Source organism: Halovibrio variabilis (assembly GCF_007991175.1).
Lineage (GTDB): Bacteria > Pseudomonadota > Gammaproteobacteria > Pseudomonadales > Halomonadaceae > Vreelandella > Vreelandella variabilis.
This window is the reverse complement of sequence record NZ_BJXV01000002.1, coordinates 1-25964: the sequence shown is the minus strand read 5'-3', so window position 1 is coordinate 25964 and position 25964 is coordinate 1. Positions and strand designations below refer to the sequence as shown.

Below are 25964 nucleotides of genomic sequence, written 5' to 3'. Positions count from 1 at the left end.
CTTCTTACGAAACGGGGCGTTTTTATTGACTGACAACTCCCGCCTACATCAGCAGCGTCTTGTTAACCTTAATCAAGTGTCCGAACGGTCTTTTTTCGGTTTTGAGAGTGCAGCTTTTTTATTGCTTATGGAACGTGAAAAGAAAGGCACCACATAAAGCACCAGCCAGGCCAGAAGCGTACACAGCACCGCCGTTTGCTCTCGACCCAGGCCAACGGCGATGCCTATGGCGGCCGTAAACCAAATACCCGCCGCGGTGGTCAGACCTGTCGCCGCCTGATCATCCTTACCGGTAATAATGCTGCCAGCGCAAAGAAAGCCAATCCCGGCAATAACGCCTTGAATCACCCGACTCATCTCTGAATCAGAAATACCGGCCTGCTGGGGAATCAGGACAAATAGCGCCGCGCCCATGCAAACGAGCATGTGGGTACGAACGCCAGCCGCCTTGCCGCTTTGTTGGCGCTCAAGACCCAACAGGCCGCCGAGCAAGATTGCCATCAGCAACCGAACCACCAAAATAATAAATTCACTCAAATCATTAAAATCCGAAAACTCAGAAATAATGACGCTAAGAATCACTTCCATTGCTTCGTTCCTATTGGAGACATGGCATCAGCCCTTGGCCAGCACCGCGCGGTTGCGCCCTTCTTGCTTGGCACGGTAGAGCGCTTTGTCGGCGCGGCTAATAACGTCATCAATGCGCTCGGCATGACGATAAAGCGCCACGCCCAGACTCAGCGTAATCACTAGATTGCCTGCTGAAGTAGCAAAATCCGGTTCAGCCACAGCAACGCGTATTTTTTCGGCGACAGCCATTGCGCTCTGCTGATTGCCACCCGGAATCAGCAGCAAAAATTCCTCACCACCCCAGCGAGCCACCCGATCCCCACCGCGAAGATTGGCGTTAAATCGACTCGCCAGGGTGATGAGCACCTCATCGCCCACCTCATGACCATGCTGGTCGTTGACGGCTTTAAAGCGATCAAGGTCTGCCATTAGTACGGCAAAGCACTGCCCGTTGCGCTCTGCGCGGCTCCATTCTGCCTGCAACTGAGCTTGCATAGCACGACGGTTGGGCAGACCGGTGAGAGCATCGGTTAATGCATTGTGCTCAAGCTGTTGGCTAGCAATAAACGACCGTCGGTGCTCCTTATGAAGCATTGTCGCGATGACAACGCCTATGCCCATCGCTAAAGGGATGTAGACCAAGGGCGTAACGTTAATCGGTAATGCGTAGCCTGACGCTGCCAAAAAGGTCACGACGGAAAGCAGGGGCAAACCATAAACGATAGCCAAGTCTCTGGCCCCATATACGGTAGCCGTAGCCATGGCGATGATGGCCATGGTCAGTCCCTGATTGATATAGAGAAAGTGTTCGTCCTGTTGCGAATAGTGGAGAGTGAACATGGTGGCCATCATCCCCACTACCGATAAATTCAGCGCCAATAGCAACGGATAAGCCCAGCAGCCCTTGGCTTTATTCAGGTAGAGCACCAAAAAGGTGGTAGCCAGGACGGCAGTGGGCAAGCGGAGGCCAAGATGCTTCCACACCTGCTCCCCGTTTTGGTGGCTCCACAATGTGGCTTCCAGGGTCACGAATACGGGTAACAAGACCAACACCACGCAAGACAACAAAAAACCAAGTCGACGTGAAAGCGCATACTGGTAAAGCAGAAAATCTGCCCGCCATTCGGCAGGTATTGGCACATGCTTTTTCATCATCACCTGTTTCCGGAACTGAACAGCTTTGCACTACCCACCCCCTAACTGGTAACACCAGTGGTACCAGAATTTTTGGCGCGGTTAACGGGTTTTACGGCGCTGCATCATTTTATGGGATGCTCATCATGCCCGAGTTAAGCCGTTTTGCGAAATGGCAGCGTATTTAGCGGGCCAGGGGTGCCAAGGCCAACACCTCCTTGCGCAGGTTCTGTTTTGGTTCTTCTAGCGAAGCGCGCCATTGACTGCACTCTTGCTTTTGCCGCGGGTCGTTATCGGGGCTGGCGCAGAAGGCATCCAGCCAGGCTTGGCGAGTGCGCAGATCTTGAAAGTCGCCAAGCAGGCGCTGACGGTGCTTCAATTCAGATAGAAACGCCTTGGGGGTCTCTGGATTCAGATCAGCCAGATAGCGGATGCGCTTTAAGCCCTTGCGAAGTTCATGCAAGGCGGTGTCAGTGGCCTCTGACGAAAGTGCCGCTAGCTCTTCATCATGGCGGGCGATACGTTCGTCCAGTACCGCCTTACTGCGCGTTGGCGTGAGCTTAGCAAGCGCCTTCCCAACCTCATCGGAAGCGATAAAACTCTGCCAGTCCTGCAACTGCTCAGCATACGTCGGCGTGTTAAGCTGTTGGCACAAGGCCTGATGCTGTTCCCGCTGGAAAGCCTGCAGCCATTGTTTTAAGCCCTGGCGAGTGTCAGAGGAAAGTGGTGGTGAGGTGTTGACCAGATCCTGCAAAAACACATCAAGGTCACGAAGGTCGCTGGTGGCCTGGGCACGATGTTTGAGCCGCTTCAGCCTCCTCTTCAGGCCAGGCACCTTGGTAACAGCACGCAAGGATTCACCTACTGCCCGGCTACGGCGCAGGTTAACCCGGTACTTATGCAGAAACTCAGGATCAATGCCCGCGATGACACCAGGCTCTAAGGCTCTGATCATCTGATACTGATGCTCCAGCATGGCACGGACACGGCTCGCCATGTCGCCTTTATGATCGGGCGGCTTGGGTGCCAAACGCTTGAAAAGCGGATAGCTGGCCTCTTCAGGGCTCAGGTGCCCCACTAACTCAGCACAGCCCTGTTCCATGGATGACCAGTACGTATCCAGTAGAGAGAAATGCAGCACGCTACCGGTGGAAAGCGAAGGCGGCGCCGCCTTATTGAGCCAGCGGGCGAGGTCAACCAGGGCGGGGTTGTGACCGATAACCAGCACCTTCCCGACCCCGTCAGGCAGCGCTTTCAGCCATGCCAATAGCGCTTCAACCTCGAAAGTGTAAAGGGCTTCATCGAAGTGAACCCGATGCGTCAAGGTATGGTCAGGCAGTTGCGCTGCCACCTCGTCGAGTGTCTCCCGCGTGCGCACCGCCTTACTGACGCAAACCTCCCCTTCCAACGCCTGCCAGCGCTGTAATACAGGCGCCATCGCCGCTGCCTGCCGTTTTCCCCGCTTGCGCAACGGCCGTTGGTGGTCGCTCATATCGCCACTGGGCTGTTTGGCCTTAGCGTGGCGCATTAGGTAAATATCCCGCATGGTTTTCCTCCTAATCACGCTATGTCATGCAACGTTTAGTACACCCATAATCAGAGGTTGCCTAGCGAACTCGCTGACGAGGCTTCACCACAAACCAGCTCGCCAACACCAAGCTGCCGAACAGGGTATAAATCACGATAAATAGCAACTCTGGCAAAGTGAAATAGAGCAGGCTATGCAGCCAATGTTGAATAAATGAACCCGAATAAGTGGCTGCGCCCGCCTCTGCCCGTAGTGCCATTTCCCAGGTAGTCAATGGGCAAACCGCGCCTAACCAGGCTTGAATCACCACATAGCCAATGGCGTACAAATGCACGATGCGAAAAGCTCGATTGCGCACCCACTGCCAGTTCAGGAAATACCCTGCGTAAATAGCAAGCAGGCCTACCACCACAAAAGCCACAAATAAAACGTGGAGGATCAAGAGAGTGTCGGCGAGCAGGAGTAGCAGCGTGGGAGGCATAGGACGTTATTACCTGCTGAAAAGCATGATGTTCCATTTTTGACAGCAGGGATTGGTGGGCTGTTCAGGGAATTGTGCTTCCGCGATTGCGTGAAGATGGCTTGATGAAGGTTCGGTGTTGAATATTCACCGTAGCTGACGATCACACTGTATCAATCGGCGATGTTTTACCCACACCCACGTTTACCCACATCATCGCTCATGAAAATCAGCTTATGAAAGCCAGCGCTTATGATGGACGTTTGTCCGAGCTTGAAGGACCTTTGCTCCAAGGCATGGTAACAAATTGCGCCTGGCTATCGGCGCGTGTCATGTGGCGCTCCGAGCGCAGCGCGCGGTAAAGCCCCAAACAAATCGCGATCAATAAAAAGGACATAAAGAAACCCAGAGAAATCGAGGCATCCTGCAGCGCGCGTAAGCCCCCCACGATAAGCAGTATCCCCGCAACAGCGCCTTCGGAAACGGCCCAGAAAACCCGCTGCGCGCGCGATGGGTTGGGGTGCCCCCCGGATGTCACCATGTCATCGACCAGCGAACCCGAGTCCGAGGAGGTAATAAAGAAAAGCACAATGACAAGGGTCGCCCACATCATGGTCACGCGCGCCAGCGGTAGCTCGCTTAGTAACGCATGCAGTGATAGCGAGACATCCTCTTGAACGACCTGGCTGAGCCCGCCACTGCCGAAAAGCTCGATATGAAGTGCCGAGCCGCCAAAAACCGACAGCCAGACGAAGGTGACAAGCGTCGGGACCAGCATCACCGAAAGAATAAACTCGCGTATGGTGCGCCCCCTGGAAATACGGGCGACAAAAACCCCCACAAACGGTGACCAAGAGATCCACCAGCCCCAGTAGAACATGGTCCAGGTCGTTTGCCAGTCGCTGGTTCGGGCGTACTCCACCCAGAGGCTCATTTCGGGCAGTTTCTGGAGATAAATCCCAAGCGTGCCCACCAGTGTTTCCAGAATATAGATCATGTTCCCGGCAAAAAAGACGAACAGCATAAGGCCGAATGCCAGTGACAGGTTTAAGAGGCTTAACCGTCGGATACCCGCCTTGATGCCGGAGATTACCGAGAGAGTGGCTACAAGGGTGATCAGGCCAATAATGGCCACCTGAACGCTGGTGTGCTGGGGTAGGTCCATATACTGGGCAAGGCCGCTATTGATCTGCATAGCACCCAAGCCCAAGGAGGTGGCCACGCCTAGAAGCGTGCCCACCGTGCACAGTATGTCCACACCATGTCCGATCGGCCCATTAATGTGGCGCCCAATCAGAGGATGAAGAATGGATCTCGGCGCAAGGGGAAGGTCGTGGCGAAAGTGGAAATACGCAATCGAGGCGCCAAACAGAATATAAATGGCCCAAGGGTGCAGTCCCCAGTGGAAAAAGGTGTAACGCATGGCCTCTTTGGCCGCTTGCGGCGTGCCACCCTCGGCAAGAAAGGGGTTAGCGTGATGGTACAGCGGCTCCGCCACCCCCCAGAACACAAGGCCGGTACCCATGCCGGCACTGAACAGCATGGCAAACCAGGCACGATAGCTGTAATCGGGTCGAGAATCCGGTGGCCCCAACCGCAGCTTTGCATAGGGGCTTGCCAGCAACCATAACGTGAAGAGCAAAAACAGGGTGACAATCAGGGCGTAGTACCAGCCAAAGGTGCGCGAAATGGTCTGTTGCAGGGTAGAAAAGGCATCACTCGCGGTGGCGGTAAAAAAACCGCCAAAAATGCAAAAAGCGATGACACAGAGGGCCGAGCCGAAAAAAACCGGCGGCGACATCCGGTGGGTAAAACGGTGCCAATGTTGGCTTAAGCCTGTTTTGCGTGATTCTGTCATCTCAATACCACCACCAAGGATGTCCAGTTAACGATAGCACTTTAGGCTAGCGGCTGCGTAATCCAATGCCTGACCGACATCAGCCAGAATGATGCCTGGTTCAATGCCTGGTTCCAACGTTTGACTGACCTGTTGCAAGGCAATGTCTGGCTTAGTGGCAAAGGTCACGTCAGCAGGAACACCGGCCTGGCGACAGCGTTCCGGGTGATCCATCCATGACGTGGGTAAATAAAGCTGCCATGCCACCGGCAGGCTCGCTTGCTCGGTGGCCACCGACAGACTGACCGCCGCCTGACAGTTATCCTGCCTATCGATCTCGCCACAATACTGGCGACTGACACTGACTGAATGACTGCCTTTCTTGCAGATCGCCGTATCATCAATGATCCAGTAACGTGGCGTGTCAGTCGGTAAATAGGGGCAATACCCACAGTGCGACGCCCGTTAAAAGCGCTTGATCCGACCAGGGAGACATGGCTACCAGGTGATGTAATGCTTGGTGACGCGCTTGCACCTTGGCAGGATCAACGCTGGCAGCAACCGCTCAACACTCTTTCGCGGCAAGGACAACATCAGGCCGTAGCAGTAGTCCTTGAAGCTGGAAACACGGTCTGCATGTTCCAGTCGGGGGAGCTAACGCTTCAAGGTATGACTCAAAACGTCCACGTAGCGTATGAGGTAGCATAAACAACCGTTGTCAGTGAGACGGTTACTTTCATATTCTAGCAAATCAATTTTATGACACAGTAGAACTAGATAATCGCCACAACTCGACCTTCAGCCTTTCGCAGAGCTTCCCTACTTTTCACGAGACATTCGTCTAAACGGTTATGGCTATGGGCTCTCTCAGACCAGCAATCGGCACCTGAACACACAGTAGACTGCCAGCGGCCGGCCAACTGACCTTGCCTTCTGCATCCAGGTGCTGCGTGGCAGTCGTGATATAAAGGGACCGAAGGTCCGGGCCGCCGAAGGCGACCATGGTGGGATGTGGACATGGCAGTTCTATGCTTGCCACCAACTCCCCCTGAGGCGAAAAGCGCACAATACGACCGCCCCCGTAGAGAGCACTCCAATAGTGGCCCTCACTGTCAATGGCGGCACCGTCAGGCACGCCTGGCAATCCCAGCGCCTCTAAATCAACCCAGGTCTCAGGTTCGCCAGTGGCTCCGGTTTCCACGTCGAAAGGGTAACGCAGGATTTTTCGTGTCAGTGAATCTGTATGATAAAGCCAGCGTTGATCAGGACTAAAGGCCAGACCGTTTGAGATACTAAGGCGCGATTGCCGACAAACAAAATCACCTTGGTCAAAACAATAAAGCCCAGCGGTGGGACATGCTTCATCAGCGGCAATGGTGCCCACCCAGAAACGCCCAGCTGCGTCACAACGGCCATCGTTGAAGCGATTGCCCGACTGATGCCATTCAAGATTGTCGGCCAGTCGCTCGCGCTGGCTACCCAACGGCAATTCGAGCCGCTCAATACTCGAAGCGGTTGCCGCCAATAATCCTGTCTCGCATAGAGCGATACAGCCTATCTTTTCATCGAGCTCAATGGCAGCGGGCATCTCGTTACCGGTCGGCCGCCAGCTATAGAGACGGCCGTTGTTGATATCTACCCAGTAGAGCATCTGACGCTCCACCGACCACAAGGGGCTCTCTCCCAGGCTCATGTCCAGAGCAAGCGCCACTTCGACGGTGCAGTCCTCCATCTCGCCACTCCCTTTACCGGCCATCAATGATTGTCCCGGGGCGGATGTTGTCTTGCGACATCACGATAGCGAGTTGCCCCTTTCAATGTCATCCCCTGATCGAGAGGCTCGACTAGAGTACGCTGGATTTCTTGCCAAGGCGTCTGGTGAGCCGGATAGCGGTATCCGCCCTGCTGTTCGAGCTGTGTTCGACGCTCTTCCAGCTCAGCCTCATCAATAAGCAGCCTTACCTCACCTTTGGTAAGATCGACACGAAGCCAATCGCCATTTTCAAGCAACGCCAGGCTACCCCCTGTGGCGGCCTCCGGTGAGGCGTTAAGGATTGATGGCGAGCCCGACGTGCCCGACTGGCGACCGTCACCAAGACACGGCAATGACTCAATGCCACGCTTAATCAGTGCCTCAGGCGGCTGCATATTAACCACCTCAGCACCGCCGGGATGACCCACCGGACCCGCGCCACGCATCACCAGGATGGTGCGATCATCAATGCCGAGCTGTGGATCGTCAATACGCGCGTGGTAATCCTCGGAGCCGTCAAAAACCACCACCGGACCTTCGAAAGCATTCAGATCATCAGCGTCACTCAGAAAGCGCTGACGGAAGTCTTGTGAGATAACACTCGTTTTCATCAACGCCGAATCGAACAGGTTGCCCTTGAGATTCAAAAAGCCTGCGTGCTCGACCAAAGGATTGTCGTAGCGCCGTATCACTTCCGGATCCAGGGTTTCGCGGCCCTGTGTATTGGTAGCCAGTGTTTTGCCGTTGACGGTGAGTGCCTCGCCGTGGAGCTTGCCGGCAGCGAGTAGCTCGTGAAGAATGGCAGGCACCCCGCCAGCACGGTAAAATTCTTCACTGAGGTAGGCGCCTGCCGGCATCACGTTGGCAAGCAATGGGATGTCGTAGCCAAACACCTGCCAGTCATCGTTGGTAAGTTCAATGCCACTATGACGAGCGATAGCATTGATATGGATCGGCGCATTGCTCGACCCCCCAATCGCTGAACACACCTTTATGGCATTCTCGAAGGCCTCACGCGTGAGGATATTGCCGGGTCGCAGGTCTTCCCAAACCATGTCAACGATACGTGCTCCGGTATCGTAGGCAACCATCGCGCGCTCTTTATAGGGGGCAGGAATCATTGCCGAGCCGGGCAGGCTCATCCCCAGCGCTTCCGCCATGGAGTTCATGGTGGAGGCGGTACCCATGGTGTTGCAATGCCCCACCGAGGGAGCCGATTGCGTAATCCTCGATAGGAATTCCGCGTAGTCGATGTCACCGGCAGCGAGGCGCTTACGCATTTCCCAAACGACGGTGCCTGAGCCCACCCGTTCGGCGCCATGCCAGCCGTTAAGCATGGGCCCACCAGAGAGCACAATCGCCGGGATGTTAACGGTCGCCGCCGCCATCAGGCTTGCCGGAGTGGTCTTGTCGCAGCCCGTCGTGAGCACTACCCCGTCTAATGGATAACCGTGAAGCACTTCAACCAGCCCCAAATAAGCCAGGTTGCGATCGAGTGCCGCCGTGGGCCGGCGTGCATTTTCGTGAATTGGATGCAGGGGAAACTCAAACGGCACCCCGCCGCTGGCGCGAATACCATCCTTCACCCGCTTAACCAATTCGATGTGGTGACGATTGCAGGGAGTAAGGTCGGAACCCGACTGGCAGATGCCGATAATCGGCTTGCCGCTGGTGAGTTCATCGAGCGTGATGCCGTAGTTCATGTAGCGCTCAATGCACAGCGCCGTTGTCCCAGGGTTCTCAGGGTTGTCAAACCACCACCGCGAGCGAAGCTGGTCGGGGGTCATCGGGTGTTCTGAATCGCGCATATAAGATCTACCCAAGAAGAAACAAGAAAATGATGACGGTCAAGATGAGTGCTGCTGTAACGACCAAGAAACACGCCACCTGTCGCAACGGGTGACGCTAGTTGAAAATCATAAACAAAGAGAGCACCAGCCATTTAGGCTGGTGCTCCAGCATCGACCTCACTCGTAAGACATTGCTTCCAGTTCCTTGCCTTTGGTTTCCTTGACAAACTTCAACACGAAGAAGATCGATATCACCGCAAAGAAGGCGTAGATACTGTAGGCACCCGCCAGACCAATGGCAGCAAGCATGATCGGAAAGCTCATCGTAATGGCGAAGTTTGAGACCCACTGGAATAGGCCCGAGATGGCAAGCCCTGAACCACGCATCTGGTTCGGGAACATCTCACCAAGCATGACCCACATGATCGGTCCCCAGGACACATTGAAGAATAAAACATAGGCATTCGCCGCCAGTAGTGCGATCACCCCCATGTTGTCAGATAAACTCAATGATCCCTCAACCATGCTGGCGGTCGAAAAGGCATAGGCCATGGCAATCAGCGTCACGGCCATACCTACTGACCCGACCCATAACAACGGTTTGCGACCAATACGATCAACCAACGCGATAGCAATGACCAAAGCGCCAAGGCTTACTGCACCTGAAATAACGTTGATCAGCAGCGCATCGTTTTCCGAAAACCCAACGGATTGCCACAACACAGCGCCGTAGTAGAAGACCACATTGATCCCGACAAGCTGCTGAAACACCGCCAGTCCGATGCCGACCCAGACGATGCCATGAACCTTGCCCGTCTGCTTATTGATAACATCACGCAGGCTCGGTTGATGATCGTCAGCAAAGGATTCCTTAATCTCGGATACCTTGGTATTAACCTCGTCATCTGAAAGCAACTTGCTTAATACACGCCGAGCTTTATCTTCCTTGCCTGCCGTCATCAAAAAGCGCGGACTTTCCGGAATAAACATCAGCGCAATCAGAAAAATAGCGGCTGGAAACAGTTCGATCCAGAACATCCAACGCCATGTAGCAAAACCCAGCCAGAGTTGCGCGACCGATGAGCCGGCCATATTAGCCAAGAGATAGTTACTCAAGAAAGCCACGAACAGCCCCAAGATGATCGCCACCTGCTGGATAGTGGCCAAGCGTCCGCGATAGGCCGAGGGCGCCACTTCACTGATGTAAGCAGGTGCCATTACGCTAGCGGCACCGACGGCAAGCCCACCTAAAATTCGATAGACCACAAACTCCAAGGAGCTCCCGGCAATGCCGGATCCCCAAGCACTGACCAAAAAGAAGACGGCAGCGACAATCAGCAGCGTGCGGCGGCCAAAGTGATCCGCCAGTCGCCCTGCAAAAAAAGCACCAACGGCGCAACCCAGCAGCATTGAGGCAACATTAAAGCCGGTACCAACACTCTCAGAGTTGAAGGCACTTTGAAGCCCATCGACAGTGCCGTTGATCACGCCACTGTCGAAACCGAATAAAAAACCACCAATGGCGGCAACACAGGAAATTACAAACACATACAGGCTTCGCCTGCGAGTCATATCATTTGTCATGGTTAATCCCATTGAAGTTGTATTTATCGTGTGGAATTGTCATCTCAGGATGACGATTTACAGCCAGCCTGCATCGACCCAATAATTGTGGGCGGTGCAAGCGGCAGCTGCGTCGGAAGCCAGGAATGTCACCATGCTGGCGACATGATGGGGATGAATGCGGACCTTGAGTTTTTGTTCATCAATGATCTTCTGCTCGTCGGCAGGGCTGTACCAGCGAGACTGGCGAGGTGTCTTGACGTTGCCGGGAATGACACAGTTCACGCGAATGTTGTCTTTGCCCAACTCCTGAGCCATAGCCCGCGTCATGCCCTCAATGCCCGCCTTCGCCGTTTCATAGATCACCAGGTGCTCTTGGCCGAGATGCCAGCTGATCGACCCAAGATTAATCACCGAACCGCCGCCGCGCCCTTTCATACCCGGCGCCGCAGCTTGCATGGCGAACATGACATGACGCAGGTTGACGGCGATCCGCTCATCCCAATAGCTCGGCGTGATCTCACCTAATGTATGGCGGTCATCATTGGCGGCATTGTTGACCAGCACATCGATAGCGCCGATGCGCTTGAATGTCGCGGCCAACGCGTCGAGATCAGTAAGGTCGCAATGATAAAAGGTCACCTGACTATCCAGTCGTTCGACCAGCGTTCGTGATTCTTCTGCACATATGTCCAGAAAATGCACGTCAGCCTTTTGCTCGGCAAAAGCCTCGACCAAGGCGGCTCCAATGCCGGACCCTCCACCCGTGATCACGACACGCTTACCTTCAAGGCCGGGATAGATTGCTGTACCCATAAGAAATGTCCATGGTCTGTAAAAATTTAAACGCTGTCCTGTATGAACCCCTCCTCTGAGGAGAGGTCATCAAAGCCCACCACTTAGTACGAGCTACTTAGTATGTAAATCTTACTAAGTGCCGATTATCAATCTCTCGTATCCGCATATCTATACGACATAGGTTTAACGCCACAAAGCGCAATTCACCTCCAAGATCAGCCCACGATCAGGCCAACTCAAATGAAGTAACGACGCGCTCTTCTTCAACGCGACCTTGGTATAAGCACAGAAATTCCTGGTGAAACCAGATAAGATTATCGTTTAGTACCTGACCAGGTCGGAGAGACTTCATTTTATTCATGGCAACCAGTTACCAGCACCAAAAAGCAGGCGACCTCAACTTCCTCAAGCGCTTGAATCGCAGTGCGATTCTAGAAATGGTGCGGCGGGTTCCAGGACTGACCCGAAGCGACATTGCTACCCAGGCGCAATTGACCAAGGCGACCGTTGGCTCAGGGGTTCAGTCATTGCTGAATCAAGGGTGGCTAAAAGAAGGCGAGCTGCAAAAAAGCAGTGGCGGCCGCCCTGGGAGAGCACTGCATCTCAATGATGACCGCCATTACCTCCTCGGTGCTGAAGTAGGGGTACACCGGCTACGTCTTGTCGCTTGTGCTCCATCAGGCAAAGTACTCGAAGCGCATCACGAACCTTTTGTTCCCACCTCTCCCGAATCCACAGCCTCGCTTGTTGCCGAATTGTTGCAGCAATTGATGAGAAGCCCTGCGGTCTCCAACCGAGAAAACCTGGGCGTTGGTGTTGCGCTACCAGGGCCCATTGCGACGGGTGAGGCCGTACTAAGACGTGCCCCCAACCTAGGCTGGCGTGATGTGCGTTTTTTGGACTTGTTACATCCCCACCTCCCCGAGCTGAAGGGCGTCTGGCTGATGGACAATGAAGCCAAATTAGCAGCCTTTGGTGAGCTTTACTTCCGCACCGGCAAGATTCCCGAATCGCTTATTTACGTCAGTGCTGGCACGGGGATAGGCAGCGGCATGGCGGAAGGCAGTCACTCACCTTTGCTTACTCGCGGCGTTCAGGGCTTGGCCGGCGAAATTGGCCATACCATCTTGCAGCCAGGCGGGCTCTACTGCCATTGCGGCAACCGTGGATGCGCTGAAACGCTTGTTAGCGGCTGGTCCATCCGCGCCAATCTAGGCATTGATGAAAAAGATGACCTTATCCAAGCGCTTGGATCACGCCTACAAGAGCCAGACGTAAAGCGGACATTGCGCCGCGCCGGTGAAGCGCTGGGCATGCTTCTTCTAAACCTTCACCACACTCAAAACCCCGCTGAGATTGTATTGGGCGGCTCACTTACCCAGCTAGGCAGCACATTTCTTGACCCTGCGCTGACATATTTTGAAGCCAATCAGCACCGCTTATTGGGCACAACGGAACGTGTACCGTTGCGCGTCGTCGAAGACAGCACTTTCGTGGCGGCGCGTGGTGCTGCCGCACAGGTCCTGGCCAGAGCGATACACGGCCCCGAGTTATCCTGACGGCCTACCCGCCTTCTTTTCACACCCGCGACGCTTACAAATACAAAAGTACCAAACTCGACTAAAGTTGGCACCTGCAACTAAGTAAAGAGCTTGAACATACCCTCCTGGTCTTTCAGTATAGATAACCAACGTCGTCCGGGCATTTTTTCCGGGACTCTCTATTGATAAGCAAAGGAGGCACTATGTCCCTTGAAGGCAAGCTATTGATTGGTCAACAAGCTGTTAGTGGCAATCAAGCCGACATTCAGGCGGTGAACCCCGCCACCGGCGAAGCGATGGAGCCGATCTATGCGGGCGGTGGTAAAGCCGAAGTCGAGCGTGCCTGCGAACTCGCTGAAACAGCCTTCGCCAGCTACCGGGAGAGCAGCTTAGAAGCTCGCGCCGTCTTCCTCGAGACTATCGCCTCCGAAATCGAAGGTATCGGCGACGAACTCATTGAGCGCGCTATGGCCGAGACGGGCCTGCCACGCCCACGCCTAGAAGGCGAGCGTGGCCGTACTTGCGGGCAACTACGCCTGTTTGCTTCAGTAGTACGCGCTGGTGAGTGGCTCGACGTGCGCATCGACCCGGCCATGCCAGACCGGGCGCCGATGCCGCGTACCGATCTGCGCCAACGTCATATTGGCCTTGGCCCAGTTGCCGTGTTCGGCGCTTCTAACTTCCCACTAGCGTTTTCCGTGGCAGGTGGTGATACCGCGTCAGCACTCGCCGCCGGTTGCCCGGTGGTGGTCAAGGGTCACTCCGCCCACCCCGGCACGTCCGAACTAGTGGGTCGTGCGGTTCAGCGCGCCGTGGCCAAGTGCAAACTAGCCGAAGGCGTATTCTCGCTGCTATTTGGTTCAGGAAAAGAGATTGGTCAAGCACTGGTCAATGATCCACGTATTCAAGCGGTCGGCTTCACCGGTTCGCGCGGTGGCGGCACGGCACTCATGGCCACGGCCCAGGCGCGCCCACAGCCAATCCCGGTCTATGCCGAGATGAGCAGCATCAACCCCGTGTTCCTGCTCCCGGAAGCACTTAAAGGGCGTGGTGAGAAGATCGCCGAAGGCTTTGTCGGTTCGCTCAATATGGGGGCTGGTCAGTTCTGTACCAGCCCTGGGCTTGTGATCGCTGTAAAAAGCCAAGAACTGGCTGCCTTTATTGATGCCGCTAGTGAGGGCGTTAAAGCCAGCGCCAGCCAGACCATGCTCACCCCGGGCATTCATCAGGCCTATGAGCAGGGTGTAAACGCCCTCTCCTCGCATGCCAAAGTTCGCGAAGTCGCGCGTGGTCAGGTTGGGGAAGGCGTTAATCAGTGCCAGGCGGGCTTATTTGTCGCCTCTGCTGCCGACTTCCTCGCCGATGAGGCGCTGCAGGCCGAGATATTTGGTGCCAGCTCGCTGGTGGTTGAATGTGCCGACCAGGCCGAAGTGAAGCGCGTGGCCGCCGAACTTGAGGGTCAGTTGACGATCACCCTGCAAATGGATGATGGCGACATGGAAGCGGCCAAAGCGCTGCTGCCGACGCTCGAGCGTAAAGCCGGACGTATCCTGGCCAATGGCTGGCCGACCGGTGTCGAAGTGTGCCATGCCATGGTTCACGGTGGCCCCTATCCGGCAACCTCGGATAGTCGCACCACCTCAGTAGGCAGCGCCGCTATCCATCGCTTTCTACGGCCAGTTTGCTATCAGGCACTGCCGGAAGCACTATTACCAGAGGTGCTTAAAGATGCCAACCCCGAGGGCGTAAGCCGCTTGGTGGACGGTAAGCGTGAGGCGTGAATGCCCGCCCATCAAACAAGATAAGCTTTCGAGGTAATCACTTGCACACCACCACTTTTCTTCCCGACGATCAGGATAGCGCCCTGCTGGTGGGGCGTGTATGGCGCGATGCACCTCACCAAGGCCCCGCCTTGGTGGTGGTCCGCCAGGGCCAGGTCATTGATATCACGGCAGCCTGTGCCTGCATGGCCGACCTGCTGGATCGCGATGATGCTATCGCCTTTGTCTCGCACGTCGAGGGCGAATCTCTCGGGCCGGTCGAGACGTTGATAGACAACTCACTCGCCGACCCACAGCGTGCGCCCTACCTACTCGCTCCCTGCGACGTCCAGGCGATCAAGGCCTGCGGCGTTACCTTCGCTGTCAGCCTAATGGAGCGGGTGATTGAGGAGCAGGCTGCCGGTGATGCCACACGCGCGACTGAGTTGCGCCAGGAACTTCAAGCCTTGATCGGGAGTGACCTATCGCAGATCGTTCCCGGCTCCGACGAAGCAATGGCACTCAAGAAAGAACTCCAGGCGCGAGGGGCCTGGTCCCAGTACATGGAAGTCGGTATCGGACCAGATGCTGAGGTCTTTACCAAGGCACAACCGTTATCATCGGTGGGCTTTGGCAGTGCTGTAGGACTGCACCCGTCGTCGAAGTGGAACAACCCTGAACCCGAAATCGTACTGGCGGTTGACGCTGCCGGACACCCCAAGGGCGCGACACTCGGTAATGACGTTAACCTGCGCGACGTCGAGGGCCGCAGTGCATTGCTGCTGGGCAAGGCCAAGGACAACAATGCCTCTTGTGCCATCGGCCCCTTCATTCGCCTCTTTGACGAGCACTTTACCCTCGATACGGTTCGCGAAGCGCGGGTGTCGCTGCGGATTGAAGGGGCCGATGATGGTTTCATGCTCGATGATGCAAGCGACATGCGCCAGATCAGCCGTGATCCACTGAACCTGGTGCATCAGACGGTCGGTCCACATCATCAGTATCCGGATGGCTTCATGCTTTTCCTTGGAACCATGTTCTCACCGATTCTGGATCGCGACGGCAAGGGCCAAGGCTTTACGCATCATATGGGTGACAAAGTGACCATCGCCACACCGGCACTGGGTGCACTGGTCAATCGAGTGGATCGCTCAGATCGATTACCGCCCTGGAGCTTTGGCATACGACAGTGGCATGCCCACCTGACGACAAAAGGCTGATCGTTTTTCCTCTTTGATGGCTCGCCTGCGAAATCTAAAAAGCGTCGGGCCATCAAACAAATGTTTATAAGACTTAAAGGAAACCTTATTGCTGGGTAGCCTGGGTAACTAGTCAGGGAGTTATCCTTTAACTACCGCACCGCAGTTGCCAGAAACTCACCATTACCAACGGGCACAGTGCAGGTGGTGAAATTGGGGTCTGCCGCTACCTTTGCCATAAAAGCAGCCATTTCATCCGCATGGGAGGTGGCGTTATCTACCACAAGAAGCCCGCCCTTGCGTAACACCCGCTGGATATTCGGCCACCACTGCACGTAATCAGAGCGTTTTGAGTCTAAAAAGACCAGATCGAAACAGGCATCGTCCAGGCTCTCAAGCAGACCACCCGCCTCCCCTTGATGCTGAGTGATGACATCAGAAAGACCAGAGCGCTCAAAATTCCTCGCAGCCATCTCAAGCTTGAAATCAGAAAGTTCAACCGTGGTAACGTGCCCACTAATCGTCTTCGCTGCCTGGGCCAGCCACAAGGTGGAGTACCCATTCGAGGTACCAATTTCCAGCACGCGTTGCGCGTTGGTTGCTTGAACAAGCACGGATAGAAACTCCCCCGTATCACGGGTGATATTCAGCATTCGCCGTGGGCGTTCAGAAACGGCAGCATCGTTTTGCTGACCAAAGTGCTCAAGCTCCGTTAGCAGCTTTTGAAGAGTTTCACTCATATTTTGTCTCTCGTTACGAACAGCGTTGCCGTCATCGAGTTACTGGCGTCTACTTAAGCGGGTCGCTTAGCCAGCAGCGCCCAGACACCTGCCGAAGAAAGTAACGTACCGCCAACAACGTTAAAGCGGCGCTGGGCACGGCGCGAGGTAAGCATTTTGCGTACCGACGACGCGAACACGGCGTAAAGCGTAGCATTCAGTGTTGCCAACGCCACGAAGGTTGCAGCCAGAAGCCACAGCTGCTGCCCCGCACCAGCATTGGGGTTAACGAATTGCGGTAGGAAGGCAACGAAGAAAATAATGCCCTTCGGATTAAGTGCCGTAACGAGATAGGTATTGGTGAAGAGCTTTAGTCGTGAACCTGATACGGCCGGTGTTACCGGCTGCACCGATGATATCCCGGCCCGCAACAGCTTTATGCCCATGTAGAGCAGGTATAAACCGCCGATCCATTTGATAACGGTGAACCACAAGGCCGAGGTGGCTAACACCGCCCCCAGGCCAAGCAGCGAAAAGAGCAGTGCCGTCGAATCACCCAATGCCACCGCAGCGACAAGCGGGAAATTGGCGCGTCTTCCTTGGGCGATAGAGTAGCTGACCACGGTTAATATCGTTGGCCCAGGAATAGCAAGTAAAGCGACGGATGCAAGCGCAAAAGCAAACCAAATTTCAATCGACATAGGGCGCTACCTCACAGGTGATTAATGCTAAGTTAGCATAAGCTCAATAATGATTGGAGTACTCTTTGAAAAGCTTATTAAGGCATCTTAAAACGCTTAGTCGTTGGCCACGTTAGCTCAAGTTGTCACCCCTGGAGAGTGATACTATAGTGACACTATTAGTCTGATTCAGGTTAATCCCCATGAAAGTTGAACTTGTTACCAACCTTAAGCACCAAGCCACCAAAATTTTGGCAGACCTGCATTTGTCGAAGGAGCCGGTACTGATCACGGAACATCGTCCTCTATGTCATGCGAGAGGAACGGCAGCTCCGTTCGTACATGCTTGAGAGCAGCGTATAGAGTGCGCGTAGCCGCTGGGCAAATTAGCCGGTAAATCATCGATTGGGAACGTCGCAATTTTGCTGTGCTCGTGACTGACTACTGGGCTAAATCGCCCAATTAAGCGGCAACCATAGATGACGATAAACACATGCTTACCTGGGATCACCTCAAACAGGTAAGTATCAATAAGGCCATTTGCCTCAACATCGACACCAAGCTCTTCCTTAAACTCCCGAACTAGGCATTAGGTAGAACGCTCTCCAATCTCAATGCGTCCACCGGGCAGCTCCCACTCGTCTCGGTCATTGAGCGCCAGTACCACCTCATCAGATGGCAAGACCAAAACACCTTTGATTGATACTGGGAACATAGTGCTTCCTCTCACCCGTTAGTGCTGGTTTATCGCGTATTTCAAGGTGACCAGTGCATTATCGTAGAAATGGCTATTGTAGAATACAATTAGGCTCTCGCGGCGGGAGCGGTAGTGCAGATTCAATACCCGCGGAGGGATACTGGCACCCATTAGCCCGTCAAGAATACTCTCAATATCGCCCTCACCGTTGACATCGCAGCGTGTTTCATCTGTTTGATTAACTCGCTACCGCATGACTGACAAGCCGTTTGCCCATAATACAAAGACTGTACTCCCGGCCCTCCATCTCGGCTATATCAGGCAGGCGCCCCCACTCATGGTAACCAAGTGCCTGTAGCAGTCGCATACTCGGCGTATTATGCGCAAAGACATAACCCACCAGGGTACGTAACCCTAGTGTTGGCGCCATCTCCTCTGCCGCCAATAACAGTTTTTTGCCTAGCAGCCTGCCCTGATGTTCAGGGGAGATATAGATGCTCAACTCAGCCGTATGCCGATAGGCAGGTCTGCCATAGAAACTCTCAAAACTTACCCATGCAACGACCTCTTCGCCCTGTTCGTACACCAATAGCGGACGGCTCTCTGGTTGATGCTGCCGAAACCACTCAAGGCGCGATTCGACGTCAACCGGCTGCGTATCCGCCGTGGAAGTTCTTGTCGGGACAGCGGCATTGTAAATATCCACAATCCTCGGCAGATCGAGTTCTTGCGCATGCCTAAGCCCCATTGAAGCCTCCATATATGGATAAAGGGAACATGGATCCAGGTAACACCGTGCTCTCACTTATCTTGATCTCGGCTGAGAGCGCAGCAGTAAATCAAATTTGATTATCGGTGAGGCACTACCTTTTGAACCGTTGATGCTAATTTAGCATAAGGCTCATAGCGATTGGAGTATTCTGCTAGTAGCTTAGCGGCTCTAGCTGTAATGCTGGCTTTTAACCATCACCACATGCCTAGCTGAACGGCGACCCATCGCCCCGGTGCCAGCGTGCCGATAAAGGCGCCGATCAGCCCCAGATAGGCGCCTATCATCCACCTTCGATGCTGCTCTACCCTGCCCTTGAGGATAGCCACCACCGCAACGGCAAGAGCCACCAGCACCCATAATGAAAGCAGATGAATCGGCCCAAAGTGGCCCATCAGTGGTAGAACGCCGCCACCAAGCCAGAAGGAACTAAAAGCCGAGAGTGCCATGGCCAGCACCCAGGTGCTACCCATGGTTCGATGGAGCATAGTGCCCTTGGGGAACAGCAGCAAAATGGCCCCAAGCCCCAGTGCCAGAAAGGACGTGTAGAGATGCAGGGTAAACGCCATAGAAACTCCGAGAACCAAGCTAACCACCTTGCAAATGCAACTTTTTGCATAAGGCTAGTCCTTGCTATTTCATTATGCAACTATGTGCATATTTTACTCACAGCACACGGTTACTTATGTCACTACGCGCCGTTTTATTAATCACCCTGCAGCGTGAGCCCGGCACCGGCTACGATATTCTGCAACGCTTCAAAGCGGGCCTGGTCCATGTTTGGCAGGCCAGCCATCAGCAGCTCTACCGCGAACTTGACCGCATGCGTGGCGATGGTCTGCTGACGTGCGAGACGCTGCCCCAAGCCGAACGCCCCGACCGTAAGGTTTACCGACTGACCGAAGCGGGCCGTAAAGCCCTAGACTCTTGGCTCACCGAGCCCTTGGCCGCCAGCCCTGTGCGCCAACCGCTGTTTGCCAAGTTTTTCGCCTGGGAACGCTGGCCCGAGCAGGCACGACACGAAGAGCTCGCCGCCTTCCGCGAGCAGCTCAAGCAGCGACTGACGACCTACGCCGCCATTGAGCGGGAGTGGTTTAGTAATCCACAGGCGTTGACACCCGCCCAGCGTGCGCCTTGGCACACGCTGCGGCTTGGTCAGCGTTTGACTGAAACCTGGGTGGGATGGGTTGAGGAAGTGATGGAGGAAGAGTAGCTGTTGGTGTAATCGGCTTCGTGTAGAAGCTAAGATTACGAGGGATTAGCCGCTATCGGCCAGGAGCGGACGTTGAGGATGTGTTGGTATAACGCTGGAGATGATCCGCCCTACTGACAGGCAACGCCCGCCGATAGGGGCCGTGCCGGTTGATTTATTAGACGTAGCTCAACTTCTGCGATAGTAGACGAGTGCTTTTCTTGAAACCCAATACGGGACGGTCACCGTTGGCCAAGCCATTAGTTACCTAGTCGCAGGGCCACATGTTGTAGCAACATAATGGTTTTCCCATCGACAATTATCCCTTCCTGAATCAACTGCAAAGCCTTTGTTAAAGGCAGCTCCAGTACTTCTATGTCCTCCCCCTCGTCTTTCAGACCGCCTCCTTTGCCTATCCTTAATTCCGCATCATAATCTGCAATGAAGAAGAAGAGCTTTTCAGTAACCGATCCAGGGCTCATAAAAGCTTCAAAAACCTTTTCAACATGCTGAATACGATAGCCAGTTTCCTCTTCCACCTCGGCACGTATACGCTCCTCGGGCGAAGCATCATCAAGCAAACCTGCAGCGGCCTCGATCAACATGCCATCATGACCATTGACGAATGCGGGGAAACGGAACTGACGCGTCAGCACTACAGTGTGTCGTTCGCGATTGAATAGCAAAATGGTAGCGCCATTGCCACGATCATAGGTTTCACGGCTCTGCCGCTGCCATACGTTGTCACGGCGCAGATAGTCGAAGGTCGTTTTTTTCAACACGTACCAATCATCGGACAACACTTTAGTTTCGATGATTCTGACCCGGTTCTCTGTCGCATTCATTTCCTTTTCCTTTGGCACTGTGGTGAAATTCAGCTTAGTATGCAATATCGTGCATTATCAAGCTATTTCGTGCATAACGAGGAACGTATGCTGACACGTCAGAGGAAAAGCGAAATCTTGGCCCAGCTCCAACGCGATGGCCAAGTCATTTCCAAAGAATTGAGCGAAACATTTGGCGTCTCGGAGGATACGATTAGACGTGATCTGCGGGAACTCTCTAGCGAAGGGCTTTTACAGCGTGTCCATGGCGGCGCACTACCCGCCTCGCCTGCAGTAGCCGACTTCGCTCACCGGCAGTCGATCGAGTCGGTGACCAAACGCGCCATCGCTGGAGTCGCAGCCAAGATGGTGACCCATGGCCAGGTAGTAATACTAGACGGCGGTACTACAGCAGTAGAAATGGCACGACAACTACCTAAAGAGCTAGTAACTACAGTCGTTACCCACAGCCCCAGCATTGCTGTTGAGCTGGTTGGTCACCCTAAGATTGAGGTCATTCTTATTGGCGGGAAGCTTTTCAAGCATTCTATCGTTACCGTGGGCGCGGCGGCGATAGAAGCGCTCTCCCACATTCGTGCTGATGTCTACTTCATGGGCGTGACCGGCGTGCACGCTTCTGCCGGTTTGAGCACAGGAGATCTTGAAGAGGCTTATATGAAGCGCGCACTCGCGGCTCATGCTGCCGAGACGGTGGTACTCGCATCATCGGATAAACTTAACGCCGCATCGCAGTACATGATCGGTGACCTCACCCTCGCTAGTACGATCATTGTTGAGAAAAGTACCGATGTTTCATTGACGAATCCACTTGCAGCAGCTGGTGTTACGATTATTAGCGCTTAATCGTTGACAAGAGTAATGAAAAATGGGCCAGCAAGGCTGTAGATGTCCGCTTTGGGTCGGTTCCGGCCTTCAATGAGTAGTCGCATCTGGCCGGCTTGGGACTGAAGGCTCTCTCTTTGAGAGTGCCTATCCATGGTTTTTTCGCCCCAATCGCCGTTCCCGGCTTCGCTTCCTACCGGCTGGCTTTCCGGCGGTCCATCGCTACGGCAATGTCCTCTTCGTGCGCCTCACCCCAGCCGCAAAGCGGCTCCATGGCCCGCACCAGACTCGTCCCGAAGGGCGTCAGCGAGTAGTCGACGCGCAGCGGGATCTCCCCATAGTCGGTTCGCTGGACGATGCCGTCGGACTCCAGCTCCTTCAACTGCTGGATCAACATTTTGTCGCTCACGCCCCGTACGCTTCGCTTGAGCTCGCCGTAACGCGTCGGGCCCTTGTTTAAAAAGAACAAAATCAAAGGCTTCCACTTTCCGGAGATCACGTGCAGCGTGGCATGCAGACCGCAAATGAAACGTGGGTTTTCTGAGTTTTCTTTCGCCATAACGGATACTTACCAAAAGGTGCATACTTGAACATTCGTAAGTAACTACTTATCGTAAAAAGAGAATCGAGTCAATACAAACGGAGACCCAACCATGAGTCGGCTAAACGGTAAAATCGCACTGATCACAGGCGGAGCCAGCGGCATCGGCCTGGCCTCGGCCCAACGCCTCATCGACGAAGGCGCCTTCGTCTTCATTGCCGGACGGCGTCAGGACGTCCTCGACAAAGCGGTTGAGGCACTGGGATCCAGCGCCCAGGGCGTCCAAGCGGATGTGACAAAGCCGGAGGATCTCGACCGCGTCTTCGAAACGATCCAGAAAGAAAAAGGGCACCTGGACGTACTGGTCGCCAACGCGGGCGTCGGCGAATTCGCCAGCCTGGGACAGATCACCGAGGAGCACTACGACTACATCTTCGACATCAACGTCAAAGGTACCCTCTTCACCGTCCAGAAGGCCCTGCCCCTGATGAAGAACGGTGGCTCCATCATTCTCACAGGTTCCACGGTAGGCAGCATGGGCACCCCCGCCATGAGCATCTACAGCGCCTCCAAGGCGGCCGTTCGAAACCTAGCGCGCAGTTGGGCCCATGATCTTAGGGGCACCGGCATTCGCGTGAACGTCATGTCTCCTGGCCCGACCAAAACAGACAAGGTGATGGAACTGCTTCCATCCGAAGCCCTGAGCGAGATGAAACGGGCCGTACCGCTTGAGCGTCTGGGCGATCCCAAGGAAACAGCGGGCGCGGTGGCGTTCCTGGCCTCCGATGACAGCAGCTTTATGACGGGGAGCGAGGTGTTCGTTGACGGGGGCTACGCGCAGGTTTAGGGGGTAGGCGGGGAACGCTGAACATTGAGGTACTCAACAAGTCCGTCGATGAACAGCCGAATCTTCGCCGCCAAATGCTTGCGGCTGGGATAGAGCACCTGAATGGGTAGAGTGCTGCCCTGGAGGCCGGGTAGCAACTTCACCAAGCGCCCGGCATTAATGTCGGTGTCCAGGAGTGACGAGGGCAGGAACGCGATACCCATGCTCTGAATTGCAGCCTCACGGATGGCTTCGCCGCTGTCGAAGCGGAATAGACGTCCTCCATTAATTAATACTGGCGCGCCTTCTGGCGAAGTCAATTTCCAACTGTCAGGACGTGGGCTCAAACCATAGATGAGCCTCTGGTGGCGCGTTAGATCCTCAGGCGTGTCTGGTGTGCCGAAGATTTCAAGATAAGATGGCGAGGCGTACATGCCGCCCTGAGCTTGCTCGATAACACGCGCTATCAATAGGGAGTCCTGCGCGACTTCGCCTATCCGTATGCTCAGATCGAAACCTTCCTCAACTAGGTCAACAATCCGGTCGGTAAAGCTGACCTCCACATCGAGCGCAGGCCACTGATCTAAGAACCCGCTCAGGAAAGGGAGGACGACGGCACGACCATAGATTTCCGGAACCGTCAGTCGCAGGGTCCCGGTTGGCTGGGGCGTATCCTGCCGGATACTGGCTTCGGTTTCTGCCATATCCTGGAGTATTTGAACGCTGCGCTCATAGAGTCTTTGCCCATCGACGGTCAGAGACAGGCTTCTCGTTGTTCTGTGGAAGAGTCGCGCTCCGAGATGCGCCTCAAGTCTGGCCACAGCCTTTCCCGCAGCCGAGCGAGTCAACCCCCGAGTTTTTCCGCCCTCGATGAAGCTACCGGACTCTGCTATGGCGACGAAGACGCGAAGCGCTCTGAGGTCGATATCGGTGTCTTGCCGCTGATCGAAAGGGAAAGAACGGAAACTCATTGGTGAACCCAATTCGACAATTTAAGACGTAAAGTATCACCTCGGAATGTAATTCCGCAAAACCATGTATAGATTTGTTTAGGAGCAAATATGACCAATTCTATCGTTCGCCTTAATCCATCGACATTGCCAAATGCTGGTGAAATGGGGCTACTCGCAAATATCCATCGTTGAACCCGGTCGTATGGCTTATATATCCGGGCAAGTCGCTTGGCAGCCAAACGGCGAAACTGCACCAGAGGATTTGGCAGAGCAAATGAAGTTGGTTTCAAAAAATGCACGCTCTGCCCTTGAAGCAGTAGGTGCAAAACCTGAACATGTAGTGATGGCACGCATTTACATGGTTGACCTCACGCCAGAAAGGTTAGAGCAACTGATGCCTCCCTTTATAGCCACCTTCGACGGTGCTCAACCCTGTGTCACAGGGATTGGCGTAGCGGCGCTGGCAGGGCCCGAACTGCAGGTTGAACTGGAACTGGTTCTAAGATTTCCGGACTAACTATCTTGAGTGTGGATGCCGTCCCGTCACAGCCTACCCAGCACCGACATCACCCAATCCAGGATAGCGATAATCAACGGGTTATGCTGATTGCTTTCCGGGCAAACCAGAAAGAATGGTTTGCCCTCCAATACCAGCCCAAAAGGTTGTACTATACGCCCATCGTGTCATTCGTCTGCGATTAACTGGTGGCTCATCAGCGCTACATAGCTTCGAACATTCGTCGTGAAAATTGATTGCCGCTTTTCCCTTCCTTGGAGCCTGTGGCCCGAGTTGGTCACGTGAAATCGGCGCTGCCTCCGGTTTTGCTGCTGCCTTAGTGATTCTTTATGTCTGGTATCGGGAGAAGCAAAGGCAGTCGGTCTGAAATATTTAGTCCTTTTACCCCTCGAAACTTCCACCATATTCTCTCGGGACGAGATCAGTCTCTTCATCGCCAGTCCTGATAAGGTTGACGATCATTTGCGCGACCAATGACGGTGGGTGAGCTATCGAAGCTGCCCCAACCTCTTGCTCCTGTGCGATGCTCAGGCCTGATTTCACCGAGCCATAGAACTCGGTGGCTGTCATAAAGGGGTGTATCAACGATACTGTGATGCTTGCATCCGCTAGCTCAAGCCGTGCAACTTTCGAGATCATGTTGAGTGCTGATTTTGAGCTCGTATAAGCAGCCGAACCGGGGTAAGTCGATAAAGTCGCGCCCGAGCTAACATTGACGATGCATCCGACTCCTTGTTTGCGCATAAGGGGGATCACCGCTTGCATCATAATCAGTGGTGCAACTGTGTTTAGATTTAGCATTTCCCGAAAATCTTCAATGCCGATGTCTTCTATCGCGGCATATAGCCCCTGTCCCGCATTGTTGATTAATACATCGATTCGTCCATATCTCTCCTGCGCGATCTGGACAGCCTTTTGAACCTCGACTGGGTTGGTGACGTCGCAAGGTAAGGCAAGAACATCATTTCCCAGCTCACTTGCCAGAGCGTTGAGCCGATCTTGACGTCTGGCCAACAATACAGCTCGCGCGCCCGCTTGAACGACCGCGCGTGCGGTGGCTTCACCAATACCGGATGAAGCGCCTGTAATGAGAACGACCGAATTTTTAATTTCCATAGCGTATGCCCTTTTTAAAAGACGTGACGTTGTGAACATAAACAGAAATGTAACGCTAGAGCGTCCATTAAAGAGCCCAACGGGACCGTCACTATTTATAACAAGGTGCCTAAACGGTGGCGTGTCTATTCCAGCCAGTAATTTGCACATTCCTGCTTAATGAATGGATGCGCAATGCAAGCCATGCTAGAAGTAATGACATGAATAATTCGATTGAAAAACTCAGATTGCTTGTAGAGAAACGTGCGAAATCCGTGCTTACCCAAACTCATATTCCTCGTTTGGATATTCTCCAGGTTTGTGAACCGACCGAGCTTTTTCCTGAGGTCTATCAGCCCCTGATTAGCCTGATCC

General features: G+C 54.3%; 24 protein-coding genes and 3 pseudogenes. 8 read left to right on the top strand and 19 right to left on the bottom strand.

What is annotated here, in order from left to right:
- Window positions 1-72: 72 nt before the first annotated feature.
- The 10 genes and pseudogenes from HVA01_RS02080 to xylB all read right to left on the bottom strand — a co-directional run bounded on the left by HVA01_RS02080 (window position 73) and on the right by xylB (window position 11451).
- On the bottom strand, window positions 73-588 hold the full coding sequence (locus HVA01_RS02080) for an MgtC/SapB family protein (RefSeq protein WP_146872883.1): 516 nt from the start codon (window positions 586-588) through the stop codon (window positions 73-75).
- Between the two features lie 27 nt (window positions 589-615).
- Window positions 616-1725 carry a diguanylate cyclase domain-containing protein gene (locus tag HVA01_RS02075; RefSeq protein ID WP_146872882.1) on the bottom strand — a complete coding sequence of 370 codons (1110 nt, stop codon included), beginning with the start codon at window positions 1723-1725 and terminating at the stop codon, window positions 616-618.
- A gap of 163 nt (window positions 1726-1888) precedes the next feature.
- Complete coding sequence (locus HVA01_RS02070; RefSeq protein WP_146872881.1) at window positions 1889-3250, bottom strand: CHAD domain-containing protein; 1362 nt, start codon at window positions 3248-3250, stop codon at window positions 1889-1891.
- Window positions 3251-3311: 61 nt separating this feature from the next.
- The gene (locus HVA01_RS02065) at window positions 3312-3713 is read right to left on the bottom strand and encodes a DUF2784 domain-containing protein (RefSeq protein WP_146872880.1); all 402 of its coding nucleotides are present in this window, start codon (window positions 3711-3713) and stop codon (window positions 3312-3314) included.
- Window positions 3714-3942: 229 nt separating this feature from the next.
- Window positions 3943-5550, bottom strand: coding sequence for a BCCT family transporter (locus HVA01_RS02060; protein ID WP_146872879.1), 1608 nt, complete (start codon window positions 5548-5550; stop codon window positions 3943-3945).
- 78 nt (window positions 5551-5628) lie between these two features.
- Window positions 5629-6235, bottom strand: a pseudogene (locus HVA01_RS17905) (IS701 family transposase); the annotation flags it as partial.
- 135 nt (window positions 6236-6370) lie between these two features.
- Window positions 6371-7285, bottom strand: a complete 915-nt coding sequence (locus tag HVA01_RS02050) for an SMP-30/gluconolactonase/LRE family protein (protein WP_246129396.1) — start codon at window positions 7283-7285, stop codon at window positions 6371-6373.
- Complete coding sequence (locus tag HVA01_RS02045; protein ID WP_146872877.1) at window positions 7285-9090, bottom strand: IlvD/Edd family dehydratase; 1806 nt, start codon at window positions 9088-9090, stop codon at window positions 7285-7287. Before HVA01_RS02045 ends, HVA01_RS02050 begins: the two co-directional genes overlap by 1 nt.
- Before the next feature lie 159 nt (window positions 9091-9249).
- Window positions 9250-10656, bottom strand: a complete 1407-nt coding sequence (locus tag HVA01_RS02040) for a sugar porter family MFS transporter (protein WP_174787753.1) — start codon at window positions 10654-10656, stop codon at window positions 9250-9252.
- A 57-nt stretch (window positions 10657-10713) separates the two neighbouring features.
- Window positions 10714-11451 carry a D-xylose 1-dehydrogenase gene (gene xylB, locus HVA01_RS02035; protein ID WP_146872876.1) on the bottom strand — a complete coding sequence of 246 codons (738 nt, stop codon included), beginning with the start codon at window positions 11449-11451 and terminating at the stop codon, window positions 10714-10716.
- Between the two features lie 341 nt (window positions 11452-11792).
- On the opposite strand from xylB, the gene HVA01_RS02030 reads away from it, so the two are divergent.
- The 3 genes from HVA01_RS02030 (at window position 11793) to HVA01_RS02020 (ending at window position 15954) form a co-directional block, all read left to right on the top strand.
- Window positions 11793-12992 carry an ROK family protein gene (locus HVA01_RS02030; protein WP_146872875.1) on the top strand — a complete coding sequence of 400 codons (1200 nt, stop codon included), beginning with the start codon at window positions 11793-11795 and terminating at the stop codon, window positions 12990-12992.
- A gap of 185 nt (window positions 12993-13177) precedes the next feature.
- The gene (locus tag HVA01_RS02025) at window positions 13178-14755 is read left to right on the top strand and encodes an aldehyde dehydrogenase (NADP(+)) (RefSeq protein ID WP_146872874.1); all 1578 of its coding nucleotides are present in this window, start codon (window positions 13178-13180) and stop codon (window positions 14753-14755) included.
- Window positions 14756-14796: 41 nt separating this feature from the next.
- Window positions 14797-15954, top strand: coding sequence for a fumarylacetoacetate hydrolase family protein (locus tag HVA01_RS02020; protein WP_146872873.1), 1158 nt, complete (start codon window positions 14797-14799; stop codon window positions 15952-15954).
- Window positions 15955-16085: 131 nt separating this feature from the next.
- Here HVA01_RS02020 and HVA01_RS02015 read toward each other — a convergent pair whose 3' ends face one another.
- Both HVA01_RS02015 and HVA01_RS02010 read right to left on the bottom strand, forming a co-directional pair.
- Window positions 16086-16673 carry an O-methyltransferase gene (locus tag HVA01_RS02015; RefSeq protein ID WP_146872872.1) on the bottom strand — a complete coding sequence of 196 codons (588 nt, stop codon included), beginning with the start codon at window positions 16671-16673 and terminating at the stop codon, window positions 16086-16088.
- Between the two features lie 53 nt (window positions 16674-16726).
- A complete protein-coding gene (locus HVA01_RS02010; RefSeq protein ID WP_146872871.1) occupies window positions 16727-17353 on the bottom strand; it encodes a LysE family translocator in 627 nt (208 codons plus the stop codon).
- A gap of 182 nt (window positions 17354-17535) precedes the next feature.
- Between HVA01_RS02010 and HVA01_RS02005 the strand changes: the two are divergent.
- A pseudogene (locus HVA01_RS02005) lies at window positions 17536-17631 on the top strand (type II toxin-antitoxin system prevent-host-death family antitoxin); the annotation flags it as partial.
- An 11-nt stretch (window positions 17632-17642) separates the two neighbouring features.
- Here the strand turns inward: HVA01_RS02005 and HVA01_RS17590 are convergent.
- The 3 genes and pseudogenes from HVA01_RS17590 to HVA01_RS01990 form a co-directional block, all read right to left on the bottom strand.
- Window positions 17643-17909 (bottom strand): annotated as a pseudogene (locus tag HVA01_RS17590) (NUDIX hydrolase); the annotation flags it as partial.
- A 358-nt stretch (window positions 17910-18267) separates the two neighbouring features.
- A complete protein-coding gene (locus tag HVA01_RS01995; protein ID WP_218031525.1) occupies window positions 18268-18777 on the bottom strand; it encodes a GNAT family N-acetyltransferase in 510 nt (169 codons plus the stop codon).
- Window positions 18778-18995: 218 nt separating this feature from the next.
- Window positions 18996-19367 (bottom strand): DUF2306 domain-containing protein, encoded by a 372-nt coding sequence (locus HVA01_RS01990; RefSeq protein ID WP_146872869.1) that lies wholly within the window; start codon window positions 19365-19367, stop codon window positions 18996-18998.
- 116 nt (window positions 19368-19483) lie between these two features.
- On the opposite strand from HVA01_RS01990, the gene HVA01_RS01985 reads away from it, so the two are divergent.
- On the top strand, window positions 19484-20011 hold the full coding sequence (locus HVA01_RS01985) for a PadR family transcriptional regulator (protein WP_146872868.1): 528 nt from the start codon (window positions 19484-19486) through the stop codon (window positions 20009-20011).
- 239 nt (window positions 20012-20250) lie between these two features.
- On the opposite strand, the gene HVA01_RS01980 is transcribed toward HVA01_RS01985, so the two are convergent.
- Window positions 20251-20835, bottom strand: coding sequence for an NUDIX domain-containing protein (locus HVA01_RS01980; protein ID WP_146872867.1), 585 nt, complete (start codon window positions 20833-20835; stop codon window positions 20251-20253).
- An 87-nt stretch (window positions 20836-20922) separates the two neighbouring features.
- Here HVA01_RS01980 and HVA01_RS01975 point away from each other — a divergent pair, with 87 nt between their 5' ends.
- Window positions 20923-21678, top strand: a complete 756-nt coding sequence (locus HVA01_RS01975; RefSeq protein ID WP_146872866.1) for a DeoR/GlpR family DNA-binding transcription regulator — start codon at window positions 20923-20925, stop codon at window positions 21676-21678.
- Window positions 21679-21850: 172 nt separating this feature from the next.
- On the opposite strand, the gene HVA01_RS01970 is transcribed toward HVA01_RS01975, so the two are convergent.
- Window positions 21851-22216, bottom strand: a complete 366-nt coding sequence (locus tag HVA01_RS01970) for a winged helix-turn-helix transcriptional regulator (protein WP_146872865.1) — start codon at window positions 22214-22216, stop codon at window positions 21851-21853.
- A gap of 94 nt (window positions 22217-22310) precedes the next feature.
- Here HVA01_RS01970 and HVA01_RS01965 point away from each other — a divergent pair, with 94 nt between their 5' ends.
- Window positions 22311-23045 carry an SDR family NAD(P)-dependent oxidoreductase gene (locus HVA01_RS01965; protein ID WP_146872864.1) on the top strand — a complete coding sequence of 245 codons (735 nt, stop codon included), beginning with the start codon at window positions 22311-22313 and terminating at the stop codon, window positions 23043-23045.
- Here the strand turns inward: HVA01_RS01965 and HVA01_RS01960 are convergent.
- On the bottom strand, window positions 23042-23995 hold the full coding sequence (locus tag HVA01_RS01960; protein ID WP_146872863.1) for a LysR family transcriptional regulator: 954 nt from the start codon (window positions 23993-23995) through the stop codon (window positions 23042-23044). The two genes, HVA01_RS01965 and HVA01_RS01960, sit on opposite strands and share 4 nt — an antisense overlap.
- A 133-nt stretch (window positions 23996-24128) precedes the next feature.
- On the opposite strand from HVA01_RS01960, the gene HVA01_RS01955 reads away from it, so the two are divergent.
- Complete coding sequence (locus tag HVA01_RS01955) at window positions 24129-24494, top strand: RidA family protein (protein ID WP_218031524.1); 366 nt, start codon at window positions 24129-24131, stop codon at window positions 24492-24494.
- 381 nt (window positions 24495-24875) lie between these two features.
- Here the strand turns inward: HVA01_RS01955 and HVA01_RS01950 are convergent, their stop codons facing one another.
- Window positions 24876-25610: an SDR family oxidoreductase gene (locus HVA01_RS01950; RefSeq protein WP_146872862.1), complete on the bottom strand. Its 735-nt coding sequence runs from the start codon at window positions 25608-25610 to the stop codon at window positions 24876-24878.
- Window positions 25611-25964 lie beyond the last annotated feature (354 nt).